At 71.6% G+C, this 11804-nt stretch carries 10 protein-coding genes; 7 read left to right on the forward strand and 3 right to left on the reverse strand.

The window, feature by feature from the left end:
• Nucleotides 1–17: 17 nt before the first annotated feature.
• Nucleotides 18–923: a S1 family peptidase gene (locus DT019_RS29680; RefSeq protein ID WP_114040035.1), complete on the forward strand. Its 906-nt coding sequence runs from the start codon at nucleotides 18–20 to the stop codon at nucleotides 921–923.
• A 165-nt stretch (nucleotides 924–1088) separates the two neighbouring features.
• Nucleotides 1089–1568: a hypothetical protein gene (locus DT019_RS29685; RefSeq protein ID WP_114040036.1), complete on the forward strand. Its 480-nt coding sequence runs from the start codon at nucleotides 1089–1091 to the stop codon at nucleotides 1566–1568.
• A gap of 9 nt (nucleotides 1569–1577) precedes the next feature.
• Here DT019_RS29685 and DT019_RS29690 read toward each other — a convergent pair whose 3' ends face one another.
• Nucleotides 1578–2474: a DUF4231 domain-containing protein gene (locus tag DT019_RS29690; RefSeq protein ID WP_114040116.1), complete on the reverse strand. Its 897-nt coding sequence runs from the start codon at nucleotides 2472–2474 to the stop codon at nucleotides 1578–1580.
• Between the two features lie 267 nt (nucleotides 2475–2741).
• Between DT019_RS29690 and DT019_RS40800 the strand changes: the two genes are divergently transcribed.
• The 4 genes from DT019_RS40800 to adhE all read left to right on the forward strand — a co-directional run bounded on the left by DT019_RS40800 (nucleotide 2742) and on the right by adhE (nucleotide 9068).
• Nucleotides 2742–2867 carry a hypothetical protein gene (locus DT019_RS40800; RefSeq protein ID WP_262985346.1) on the forward strand — a complete coding sequence of 42 codons (126 nt, stop codon included), beginning with the start codon at nucleotides 2742–2744 and terminating at the stop codon, nucleotides 2865–2867.
• 139 nt (nucleotides 2868–3006) lie between these two features.
• Nucleotides 3007–5196, forward strand: a complete 2190-nt coding sequence (gene fxsBH, locus DT019_RS29695; protein ID WP_189390046.1) for a radical SAM/SPASM protein FxsBH, inactivated beta-hydroxylase extension form — start codon at nucleotides 3007–3009, stop codon at nucleotides 5194–5196.
• A 153-nt stretch (nucleotides 5197–5349) separates the two neighbouring features.
• Nucleotides 5350–6228, forward strand: coding sequence for a slipin family protein (locus DT019_RS29700; protein ID WP_223279832.1), 879 nt, complete (start codon nucleotides 5350–5352; stop codon nucleotides 6226–6228).
• A 221-nt stretch (nucleotides 6229–6449) separates the two neighbouring features.
• The gene (gene adhE, locus DT019_RS29705) at nucleotides 6450–9068 is read left to right on the forward strand and encodes a bifunctional acetaldehyde-CoA/alcohol dehydrogenase (RefSeq protein ID WP_114040037.1); all 2619 of its coding nucleotides are present in this window, start codon (nucleotides 6450–6452) and stop codon (nucleotides 9066–9068) included.
• A 69-nt stretch (nucleotides 9069–9137) separates the two neighbouring features.
• Here the strand turns inward: adhE and DT019_RS29710 are convergent, their stop codons facing one another.
• Together DT019_RS29710 and DT019_RS29715 are read right to left on the reverse strand one after the other, a co-directional pair.
• Complete coding sequence (locus tag DT019_RS29710) at nucleotides 9138–9791, reverse strand: acetate uptake transporter (protein WP_114040038.1); 654 nt, start codon at nucleotides 9789–9791, stop codon at nucleotides 9138–9140.
• Nucleotides 9788–10804 carry an ABC transporter permease gene (locus tag DT019_RS29715; RefSeq protein ID WP_114040039.1) on the reverse strand — a complete coding sequence of 339 codons (1017 nt, stop codon included), beginning with the start codon at nucleotides 10802–10804 and terminating at the stop codon, nucleotides 9788–9790. Before DT019_RS29715 ends, DT019_RS29710 begins: the two co-directional genes overlap by 4 nt.
• Nucleotides 10805–10967: 163 nt before the next feature.
• On the opposite strand from DT019_RS29715, the gene DT019_RS29720 reads away from it, so the two are divergent.
• Nucleotides 10968–11756, forward strand: a complete 789-nt coding sequence (locus DT019_RS29720; protein ID WP_114040040.1) for a VOC family protein — start codon at nucleotides 10968–10970, stop codon at nucleotides 11754–11756.
• Nucleotides 11757–11804 lie beyond the last annotated feature (48 nt).

Consider the following 11804-nt stretch of genomic DNA (forward strand, 5'->3'; position numbering starts at 1 on the left):
CCTCGGGAGGAACAGAAGTGAGGATCAAGCGCACCACCCCCACACCCCCCTCCGGTCTCGCGAGACGCACCAAGTTCGCGGCCGTCGCCACCGGACTGCTCGCCGCCGTGGCGATAGCCGTCCCGCACGCGAGCGCCACCCCCACCCACACCTTCGGGGCCGCTGCCCTGACCGCCGCGAGCGACGCCGTGCGCGGCGCGGACGTGGCCGGCACCGCATGGAGCGTGGACAGCGCCACCGGCAAGGTCGTCGTCACGGCCGACTCCACCGTCTCGGCGGCCGACCTGGCGAAGATCAAGCGCGAGGCCGGCGCCAACGCGGGCGCCCTGCGCATCGAGCGGACGCCGGGGAAGTTCACCAAGCTGCTCTCCGGCGGCGACGCGATCTACACCAGCAGCTGGCGCTGCTCGCTGGGCTTCAACGTCAAGCGGGGCTCCACGTACTACTTCCTGACGGCCGGTCACTGCACCCAGGGCTACCCGAACTACTACACCAGCACGTCGCACGCGACGAGCATCGGCCCGACCGTGGGCACCAGCTTCCCGGGCCACGACTACGGCCTCGTGCAGTACACCAACACCTCGCTCGCGCACCCGAGCGCCGTCGGCAGCCAGCGCATCACCAGTGCGGCCAATCCGACGGTCGGCCAGACGGTCACCCGGCGCGGCTCGACCACCGGCATCCACAGCGGGCGGGTCACCGCGCTCAACCAGACGGTCAACTACGGCAACGGCGACATCGTGTCCGGTCTCATCAGGACCACCGTGTGCGCCGAGCCGGGTGACTCCGGCGGCCCGCTCTACGCCGGCTCCACCGCACTCGGACTCACCTCCGGCGGCAGCGGCAACTGCACCTCCGGCGGAACGACGTTCTTCCAGCCGGTGGTCCAGGCCATGAACGCCTATGGCGTGACCCTCTTCTGACGGTACGTCACTGAACGCCGGCCGGACCGGCGGCCGAGCCCCCGCCCGGGAGAACCGGACGGGGGCTTCCGGCTGGACGCGATGCGCTGATTTGAGAGGATGTGGAGGGGCAGCAGCAGAACGGGTCCGAGAGTGACCGGCGCCGGACACACGGGGTGAGACGCATTGAAGCGCATCGGAGTGACCGGCCACCGGGACATCCCGTCCGACGCCTTCGAGGAGATCCGCGACCGCCTGCGCGCCCTGCTCTGCGGCCACGACGGCTCTCTTGAGGCGCTCTCCAGCCTGGCCACCGGCGCCGACCAGCTCTTCGCCGACATCGCCCTGGACTGCGGCGCCGCCCTGATCGTGGTGATCCCGAGCGGCGACTACGAGACGGGCTTCGCGGACGCCGCCGAACTGGCCCGCTACCGGGGCCTCAAGCGGCGCGCCAGCCAGGAGGTCGCGCTCGGCTTCCCGCACTCCACGGACGAGGCCTACTACGCGGCCGGGGCCTACATCGCGGACAACTGCGACCGGCTCGTGGCCGTGTGGGACGGTCTGCCGGCCCGCGGCCTCGGCGGCACCGGCGACATCGTGCAGTACGCCCGCAGCCTCGGCCGGCCGGTCACGGTCGTCTGGTGCGACGGCGTCAGCAGGATCTGACCGGGCGGGTCAACTCCGCAGCCGCGCGAGCCAGTCCGTGTGCTGGGGCGAGACCACGCGCTCGGTCTCGTACACGGCCTGCGGCCACTGCCGTTCGGTGACCATGTTCTCCATCGCCACGTGCATCTCCATCAGGTCCTGCTCCACCAGCGCGTGGGCCGAGATCAGCGGCTGGTGGCGGCGGATCTCGCTCCAGGCGAGACAGGCCGCGGCCGAGGACGACAGCACGCCCGCCGCGTTCACCCCCTGCGCCACCGAGAAGGTCTGGAGCGTGGCGAAGAGGAGGGCGAGGAGCGTCAGCAGGGTGATCGCGGTCGACCACAGCCGGGTGGCGCGCCGCGAGGTCTCCTGGCGGCGCCGGTACCAGTTGCGCTGCTCGATGAGCCGGTCCCGTACGTAGGTCTCCTTGCGCACGTTGAACGACTTGCCCCGTAACTCCCGCATGCTCGGCGTGACGAGACCCCCGGAGGGGAGTTCGCCGTCCTCGCGCGGGTCGCGCCAGCCGACCTTCCGCAGCTCCCGCAGGCCCTCCTCGACGCGGGCGACGAACAGGCCCTCCGGATCGGGGGCGTTGAGGTCGAAGGGAGCGCCGTGCACGGCGTAGCGCCAGCACATCGACTTGATGAACTCGGCGGCGGAGCGGTTGAGCTGCCAGTGCGAGGCGGCGTGCCTGCGGGCCGCCCCGAAACTCGCGAGCAGTACCCCGGCGTAGGCCAGCGCACTCAGCGCGCTGAGCAGCTGGAAGTCCGCGCCGACCCGTACCCGCGGCAGCGCCGTGGCGAGCGCGCCGACGACGAGGAGCGAGAGCTGGGTGCGGGTCAGCTTGACCGCCGACTGCTGCCGGCCGATCGCCAGCGCGTCCGCGTGGTGGAAGAGGCCCGGCAGATCCGCGTTCCGGAAGACCATGCTCTGCAGTGGGCCGGGAATCGCCGTCACATGCACCCCCGTCTGCGGTTTTTTCTTCATTCTTTCGCAGGGGCGGCTCTTGTGCGCCCCGTTTGCGTACTCCATCCGCTGGTGGGGATGAGAGTAAAGTCGTCCCGCCGACACTGCAACGGTGCATGTGCCGGTGCCACTGTCCACGTGCGGTTGTCACTCACCCCAGGGACGAACGTGAAACCCTTCGTAGATTCAGTAAATTCAGCCTCATTCGCCGCAGCGAAGAAGGACCGGGTGCCCTTGGCCGAACTGGCCGAGAAGGGCACGGACCGGGCCGTCGACAAGATGCTCAGCAGGATCCTGGACGCCCCGGACGGCCACCGCTCCACAGACGTGTCCTCCTTCAACTCCGCCCTGTGATCCGGTAGTTGGAGTCCGGTCTCCGCCGGGTCGGCCCGGCGGGGACCGGTGGGACGGGCGAGCCGGGCGGGGCCCCGGAGAATTCCCGGTGAACTCCCGGCCGGTGCAGTCGAATTCCCGATCTCGCTAAACTGGCACAATGACAGGACCGCTGGTCCCATTCCGCGAGATCGTCCTGAAGGTGCACAGCAGGTGCGATCTGGCCTGCGACCATTGTTATGTGTACGAAGCCGCAGACCAGAGCTGGCGCGGCCGGCCCCGGGCGGTATCCGACGACGTCATTCGCCGCACCGCGGGGCGGCTGGCCGAGCACGCCGAAAAGCACCGGCTGACTTCCGTTTCGGTGATTCTGCACGGCGGCGAACCCCTGCTCGCCGGACCGGAGCGGCTGCGCCGGGTCTGCGCAGAGCTGACCGCCGCCGTCACGCCGGTCGCGGGGCTCGACCTGCGCATCCACACCAACGGCGTGCTGCTGAGCCCGCGCCACCTCGATCTGTTCGCCGAGTTCGGCGTGAAGGTCGGCCTCTCCCTCGACGGCGACCGCGCCGCCAACGACCGCCACCGGCGCTTCGCCGACGGCCGCACCAGCCACCCGCAGGTCCTCGCCGCCGTCGCGCTGCTCCAACAGCCGCGCTACCGGAGGCTGTTCGCCGGATTGCTGTGCACCATCGACCTCGCCAACGACCCGGTCGCCGTGCACGACGCGCTCGTCGCGCTCGACCCGCCCCGCATCGACTACCTGCTGCCGCACGCCACCTGGGAGACCCCGCCCGCCCGGCCCGGCGCGTCGGCGGCCCCGTACGCCGACTGGCTGCTCGCCGTCTTCGACCGCTGGGACGCGCAGGGCAGGACCGTCCCGGTGCGGCTCTTCGACTCGGTGCTCTCCACCCTGCACGGCGGCCCCAGCCTCACCGAGTCCCTGGGCCTGGCCCCCGCCGACATCGTCGTGGTGGAGACCGACGGCTCCCTGGAACAGGTCGACTCGCTCAAGTCCGCCTACGAGGGCGCGGCCGCCACCGGATTCTCCGTGTTCCGGGACGACTTCGACGCGGTCGCCGCCCACCCCGGGGTGCGCGCCCGCAGGCGCGGCCTCGCCGGTGTGAGCGCCGAGTGCCGCCGCTGCCCGGTCGTGCGCTCCTGCGGAGGCGGCCACTACACCCACCGCTACCGCGCGGAGGCGGGCTTCGACAACCCGTCGGTGTACTGCCCGGACCTTCTGGCCCTGGTGCGCGGCATCGAGGACCGCACCCCGCCTCCGCGGTTCCCCGGCGGCCCGCAACTCGCCCTGTCCGCACTGGAGTTGAACCGCGCCCTGCTCGCCCGCCTGCACACCGGGCTCGGCGGCCGGGGTGGCACCGAGTGGGCCCGGATCTGGGAACTCACCACGGCCGTCGACGGGCCGGGGCTCGACACCGTCCTGGCCCACCCCTACGCGCGCGGCTGGCTCCTGGCCGCCCTGGAGGCACTCCGGGCCGGGCATCCCTCAGCCGTGGCGCGGGCATGCCGGCTTGCCGCGTACACGGCGGCCGCCGCGGTGCGCGACGGCGCCGAACTGACCATCCCCGTCCGCTGGTCCGACGGCCGGCTGCATCTGCCCACGCTCGGGGAACTGTGCCTGTCCGGCCCCGGAACCGGGGGCGTGGCCGAGGTCGCCGTCGCGCGGCACGGGTTCCGGGTGCGGTACGCGGACGGCGAGCGGCACATCGCCCGCCCGGCCGCACCGGCGCCCGGCTGGCGGGTGCCGGGCCGGGCCGGGGGACTGGTTCTGGACGATCTCGACCCGTACCGCGACTGCTTCGGCAGCCCCGTACTGCCCCCGCTCGGCGCGCGCGAGGCGGGTGCGTGGGGGCGCCGGGTGGCGCGGGCGCGCGCCCATCTCGCGCAGACCCTCGCGCCCCCCGCGGGCGCCGACGTGCTCACCACCCTCACCCCGCTCGCCGGGGGTACGGGCCCGGTGGTGGGGCGGCACGGCTGCGGTGCGCTCGGCCTGCCGGTCGGCCTGCGGGAGGACTCCCTCGCCCGGGCGCTGCTGCGAGGCGCCCGCCGCGCGGCCCTGCGCGCCCTGCTCGACGTCGAGGACCTGTACGACATGGACGGGCAGTGGCGGCATCCGACGCCCTGGGGGAGGCTCCCGGTCTCCCGGCTGCTGGCCGGGGCGTACGAAGGGGTGGCGGTCGCCGTGTACGACGGCGACGGGCGGGGTCTGGCCGCGGTCGGGTCCGCGCTGCACGTGCTGGAGGGGGCGCCCGAGCTCACCGTCGCCGGAAAGCAGCTGGTCCACACCGTGCGCGAGGAATGGCGGCAGGCGTCGCGCGGCCGTGCCCGCTGACCAGGTCGCCGGGGTCGCGGGACGCGGGGGAGGGTCCGGCGGGCGCGAAGCGTTCGGGCCCGTGACGGTCCGCGTCCGCCGCGGGCTCCCCTTCGGGGGAGATGCGGAGTTACCGTCGAAGTACACGTCCGGTTCGGACCCTTGGGGGCCGTGATGGTCGAAGCACTGGTGGCTGCCGGCATCGCCGTCGGATCCGCCGGCGCCGTCTATGTGCTGGCGGCGGCGCGGGTGGTCAAGCAGTACGAACGCGGGGTGGTCTTCCGGCTCGGCAGGCTGAAGGACTCGGTGCGCGGCCCCGGCTTCACGATGATCGTCCCCTTCGCCGACCGGCTGCGGAAGGTGAACATGCAGATCGTGACGATGCCGGTGCCCGCGCAGGACGGCATCACGCGCGACAACGTCACGGTCCGGGTGGACGCGGTGATCTACTTCAAGGTGATCGACCCGGCGGACGCGGTGATCCAGGTCGAGGACTACCAGTTCGCGGTCTCCCAGATGGCGCAGACCTCGCTGCGTTCGATCATCGGCAAGAGCGACCTCGACGACCTCCTGTCGAACCGGGAGAAGCTCAACCAGGGCCTGGAGTTGATGATCGACAGCCCGGCCATGGGGTGGGGCGTGCAGATCGACCGGGTCGAGATCAAGGACGTGTCGCTGCCCGAGACGATGAAGCGCTCGATGGCGCGGCAGGCGGAGGCCGACCGGGAGCGGCGGGCGCGGGTCATCAACGCGGACGCCGAGCTCCAGGCCTCCAAGAAGCTGGCCGAGGCGGCGGGCGTGATGTCGGAGCAGCCGGCCGCCCTCCAGTTGAGGCTGTTGCAGACCGTGGTGGCGGTGGCCGCCGAGAAGAACTCGACGCTGGTCCTGCCGTTCCCGGTGGAACTGCTCCGGTTCCTGGAGCGGGCCCAGCAGGCGACTCCCGCGACGTCCGACGCCGCCCCCACCGCCGGGCCACAGGTGCCTGCGGCGCAGGCGCATTCGGAGGTCTTGGGCGAGGGCCGGGGCACAGCCGAGAGCACACAAAACTTGTGAAAATTTTCACAAGCGCGCATGGGGCCAAAGTCTCTCTCCATTCATGCAGCTCAGGGCGGGTTTTCGGGTGACGTACGGTCAAGTGAAAGGGCTTTCGGCCTCCGGGTGAAGGGCTTTGTCGGGCCCGCGGGCGACGCGCACAGGTGTCGAATGGAGACATCGGAAAGGCATCGCGGAAACGCTCGCGAAGCCGTAGCGCCCGACCAGAAGGAGTCCTTGCCATGGAGGCCAAGAAGCCCGGGAACGACACCGCCGAGACCATGGTCGACACGCTGGTGCGCGGCGCCCTGGAGGCGCTCGGCCGGTTCGAGACGTTCACCCAGGAGCAGGTCGACCACATCGTCCAGAAGGCCTCGCTGGCCGCCCTGAGCGAGCACGGCGAGCTGGCCCGGCTGGCCGTCGAGGAGACCGGCCGCGGCCTCTTCGAGGACAAGGCCGTCAAGAACCTCTTCGCCTGCGAGCACGTCGTCAACTCGATGCGCGGCCTCAGGACCGCCGGGGTGATCAGCCGCGACGAGCTGAACGGCATCACCGAGATCGCCGAACCGGTCGGCGTCGTCTGCGCGATGACCCCGGTCACCAACCCCACCTCGACCACCGTCTTCAAGGCGCTGATCGCCCTGAAGACGCGCAACCCGATCGTCTTCGCCTTCCACCCCTCCGCGCAGAACTGCTCGGCGGCCGCGGCCCGCGTGGTGCGGGACGCCGCGGTCGCGGCCGGGGCGCCCGAGAACTGCGTGCAGTGGATCGAGGCCCCCTCGATGGAGGCCACCGCCCTGCTGATGAACCACCCGGGCGTCTCCACCATCCTCGCCACCGGCGGCAACGCCATGGTCAAGGCCGCCTACTCGTGCGGCAAGCCCGCCCTCGGCGTCGGCGCGGGCAACGTCCCCGCCTACGTCACCCGCAGCGCCAGGCTCGCCCGGGCCGTGCACGACATCGTGCTGTCGAAGTCCTTCGACCACGGCATGATCTGCGCCTCCGAGCAGGCCGTCATCCTCGACCAGGAGGTGTACGAGCGGGGCCTCGCCGAGTTCCAGCGGCTCGGCGCGTACGTCCTGAACGCGGCCGAGAAGACCAAGCTGGAGGAGTTCGTCTTCGGCACCACGGCCTTCGCCGCCAACTGCGGGGGCGCCAGGCTCAACGCCGCGGTCGTCGGCCGCTCCCCGCGGTGGATCGCCGAGCAGGCGGGCTTCGAGGTGCCCGCGACGACCTCGGTCCTGGTCGCCGAGTGCGCGGAGGTCGGGGAGGGCGAGCCGCTCACCCGCGAGAAGCTGTCCCCGATCCTGGCCGCCCTGAAGGCCGACTCCACCGAACACGGCCTCCAACTCGCCGCGCGGATGGTCGAGTTCAACGGCCTGGGGCACAGCGCCGCCATCCACACCGAGGACGACGGGCTCGCCGAGGAGTTCGGCCGGCGGGTCAAGGCGGTCCGCGTCATCGTCAACGCCCCGTCCACCTTCGGCGGCATCGGCGACGTCTACAACGCCTTCCTGCCCTCCCTCACCCTGGGCTGCGGCTCGTACGGGCACAACTCGGTGTCCAACAACGTCACGGCGGTCAACCTGGTCAACATCAAGCGGATCGGACGGCGCAACAACAACATGCAGTGGTTCAAGGTCCCGCCGAAGATCTACTTCGAGCGCAACTCCCTGCGCTACCTGGGCGAGATGGAGGGCCTGAAGCGGGTCACCATCGTGACCGACAAGACGATGGGCGAACTCGGCTTCGTCCAGAAGGTCACCGACATCCTCCAGGCCCGCGCGGACTCGGTCGTGCTCCAGGTCATCGACAACGTCGAGCCCAACCCGGAGCTGGCCACCGTCCGGACCGGCGCCCGGCTGATGCGCGACTTCCGGCCGGACACCATCGTCGCGCTCGGCGGCGGCTCGGCCATGGACGCCGCCAAGATCATGTGGCTGATGTACGAGCACCCGGAGGTCGAGTTCGCGGACACCAAGGAGAAGTTCTTCGACATCCGCAAGCGCGCCTACAAGTTCCCCGCGCTCGGCGAGAAGGCCCAGCTGGTCGCCGTCCCGACCACCTCGGGAACGGGCAGCGAGGTCACGCCGTTCGCGGTCATCTCCGACCCGGCGGCCGCCCAGAAGTACCCGCTGGCCGACTACGCGCTGACCCCGAACGTCGCGATCGTCGACCCGGTGCTCCCGATGGGACTGCCGGCCACCGTCACCGCCGACTCCGGCTTCGACGCGCTGACCCACGCCACCGAGGCGTACGTCTCGGTCTACTCCAACGACTACACCGACGGCCTCTGCCTCCAGGCCATCAAGCTGATCTTCGAGAACCTGGAGAGCTGCGTGGTGAACGGGGCCGGGGACCCCGAGGCGCGCGAGAAGATGCACAACGCCTCGACCGTGGCGGGCATGGCCTTCGCCAACGCCTTCCTGGGCCTGGTGCACGCCATGGCGCACACCCTCGGCAACACCTTCCACGTCGCCCACGGCCGCACCAACGCGCTGCTCCTGCCGCACGTCATCCGGCACAACGGCCAGGTCTGCGGCAAGGCGACCCCGTGGCCGAAGGCGGAGGTCTACCGGGCCCCCGAGCGCTTCCAGGAGATCGCGAAGATGCTCGGTCTGCCGGCCGCGACCCCCGAGGAGGGCGTCGAGTCCTACGCCCGCGCCGTCGAGGAACTGCGCACCAAGTGCGGCATTCCCGCCTCGTTCCAGGAGGAGGGTGTCGACGAGACCGCCTTCATCGAGGCCCTGCCGGCCCAGGCGATGAACGCCTACGCCGACCAGTGCGCCCCGGCCAACCCCCGGATGCCGATGATCGACGACATGATGGAGCTCATGACCCGGGCGTACTACGGCAAGTAGGCCCCCCGCACGCCCAGGGCCGCCCCGCGCCGTTCTCGCGCGGGGCGGCCCCGTCCACCGTCCTGCGTCTCACGTCTCCGGATGGTCTGGCGGCGCCAGGAAGCGGCCCATCGGCAGCACCGGACGGCCCCAGGTCGAGGCCAGGATCTGGCCCGCCAGCAGATAGGTGGCGCCCAGCGCCGCGCACAGCCCCGCCCAGCCCGCGATCCGGTTCCAGATCACGTCTCCGGTGAACCCGTTGCACACGAGCCCGACGAACACCACCAGGACGCAGGTGAAGGTGGACAGCAGCGCCAGATGGATCCGGAAGCTGCCCAGCCACAGGACGAACACCACGAACACCCAGGGCAGCGTGAACACTCCCATCGCGTCGCCGCGCAGCGACGGGTCGAGCCCCGGCAGCACCCACTGGAGCATCAGCGCCTTCGCCATCCAGAACACCCCGAATCCGCCGAAGACCGTGGCGTGCCAGGTGTCGCCGCGCTGGGCCTGGAAGAGCCCGGCGAGCAGCTGGGCCAGGCCACCGATGAAGAAGCCGACCAGCGGCACCACGGACGCCACGAGCTTCTCGGGGAAGACACCGGCGTCGATGCCGGTGGCGATGGTGGTGACCACGATGAACCCGGTCAGGCCGAGCGGACCGAGCTGCGCCTGCGCGCTCGGCTCCATCCGTCTTACGGAGAAGGCCTGTTCGGCCGGGCCCGAGCGGCGGGGGATGTTCATCCGCCCACCGGTCTCTCGGCGCGGTCCCGCCGCAGCCCGGCCAGGACCACGGTGACGACGGCGCCGAGCACGGCCCAGATCGAGAGCACCTGGAGCGGACCGCTGATCGACTCGCCCCGGAAGTACGCGATGGAGCGGGCCGCCCAGGTGCCCGCGCCCGGCGGCAGCCCCGGCCCGATCGTCCGCCAGAACGGCGGCAGCAGCGGATACGGATAGGCGCCGCCCGCACTCGGGTTGCCGAGCACGACGACGACCAGGATCGCCAGACCGATGCCGACCACCCCGGCGAGCCCCTGCAGGGCGAGGGTGGTGGCGCCCACCGCGAACACGACGAGCGCGCCCAGCCCGGCGAGCCCGAGGTAGCTGCCGGGCAGCGCGCCGAGCACCGGGCCGATGATGAGCGAGCCGAGCAGCCCGGCGGCGATCGAGTACACCGCGAGCACCGCGAGCCGGATCAGCGCCCGATGGGTGTTGGCGGGCCGGGCGCCCGCGCTGATCGCGAGGATCGCGGCGCACAGATAGCCGCCCACGCACCAGCCGACGACGAGGTAGAACGAGGACAGGGTGCGGGAGTCGCCCGCCGCGGCGGGGGCGATGTCCTCCACCTTCACGGTGCGCTGCTGCGCCTTCTCGGCGCCCGTCACGATCGCCTCCACCGCCTGTGCGAGCGACGCCCCGCCGCCGCTGGCCACCAGCGCCCTGTCGGTGGTGCCCCGGGGGTCGACGATCAGGGCCCCGTCGATCCGGCGGTCGCGCACCTGCCGGGCGGCGTCGGCCTCGTCCTTGGCCGTCCGTACGTCCAGCGGATCGCCGGGCAGCGCGCCCAGCTTCTGCGTGAGCTGCCCGCTGACCTGCGGGGGAGCGACCACGGCGAACGGGATGTCCTGGGGCTTCGGGCTGTGGAAGGCGCCCGCGTAGGACGCGATGAAGGCGACCATCAGCCCCAGTACGCCGATGACCAGAAGGGCGGCCCGCACGGTGACGGCGTTCTTCACCTCGTCGACGAAAGTCATGCCCCTACGCTCTGCCGCACGGTGCGTTCACGCAGTCGGTGCGGGGCCGAATGGCTGAGCCGGGGCGTCCGGCTGTCGGGGGCGGGTGCCCGCTGCCACGCTGGGTTCAAGGCTTCCGGGGCCCACGTCCCGGAGCGGCCGACCCACGCGACAGGAGCACCTCATGCTGACCTCCACGCAGGTACCGGGCGGGCTGAACTGGCTCGACCTGGGGACCCCCGACATCGACGCCGCCGTCTCCTTCTACACCAGCCTGTTCGGCTGGCGGTTCCAGTCCGCGGGGCCGGAGGCCGGGGGCTACGGCTTCCTGCAGCAGGGCGGCAGGACACTGGCCGCCATCGGCCCGCTGACCGACGAGGGTGCGAGGTCCGCCTGGACGGTGTACTTCCGCACGGTGGACGCCGACGCCACCGCCAAGGCGGTCGAGCAGGCGGGCGGCACCGTCCGCGTCCCGCCGTCGCAGGTCTTCACGGCCGGGCGGATGGCCGGCTTCACCGACCCGACGGGTGCCGAGTTCGCCGTGTGGGAGCCGGGGGACACCGATGGCCTGGAGCTGGTCAACGAGCCCGGCAGCGTCAGCTGGATCGAGCTGTACACCACCGACGCCGCGACGGCGAAGGCCTTCTATGGCAGCGTCCTGTCGTGGGAGAGCCGGGACATGCCCATGGGCGAGGACGTCGTCTACACCATCACCGGACCGGCCGGCGGCGGCGAGCAGACCATGCACGGCGGCCTCATGCAGCTGCCCCAGCAGAACCTGGACGCCGGGTCGACCTCCGAATGGCACCCGTACTTCGAGGTCGAGGACTGCGACGCCACGGTGGCCAGTGCCGCCGGGCTCGGCGCGACCGTCATCATCCCGGCCGTCGACATCGAGCGGGTGGGGCGGATCGCGATGCTGCTCGACCCGTTCGGCGCCCCGTTCGCGGTGATCACGAGCGCCACGGCCTGACCCCGCGACCGCCTGCCGGACCCGCCCGGCAGGCGGCTGCTCGCCTGT

It is taken from the genome of Streptomyces sp. SDr-06, assembly GCF_003324565.1.
Classification (GTDB): Bacteria; Actinomycetota; Actinomycetes; order Streptomycetales; family Streptomycetaceae; genus Streptomyces.

What these genes read in the sequence shown, in the direction of transcription:
- DT019_RS29690 (WP_114040116.1), bottom strand. Translation starts at nt 2,474, where the DNA reads ATGGTCTTCCGGAACGCGGATCTGCCGGGCCTCTTCCACCACGCGGAC.
- fxsBH (WP_189390046.1), top strand. Translation starts at nt 3,007, where the DNA reads ATGACAGGACCGCTGGTCCCATTCCGCGAGATCGTCCTGAAGGTGCAC.
- DT019_RS29700 (WP_223279832.1), top strand. Translation starts at nt 5,350, where the DNA reads ATGGTCGAAGCACTGGTGGCTGCCGGCATCGCCGTCGGATCCGCCGGC.
- adhE (WP_114040037.1), top strand. Translation starts at nt 6,450, where the DNA reads ATGGAGGCCAAGAAGCCCGGGAACGACACCGCCGAGACCATGGTCGAC.
- DT019_RS29710 (WP_114040038.1), bottom strand. Translation starts at nt 9,791, where the DNA reads ATGAACATCCCCCGCCGCTCGGGCCCGGCCGAACAGGCCTTCTCCGTA.
- DT019_RS29715 (WP_114040039.1), bottom strand. Translation starts at nt 10,804, where the DNA reads ATGACTTTCGTCGACGAGGTGAAGAACGCCGTCACCGTGCGGGCCGCC.
- DT019_RS29720 (WP_114040040.1), top strand. Translation starts at nt 10,968, where the DNA reads ATGCTGACCTCCACGCAGGTACCGGGCGGGCTGAACTGGCTCGACCTG.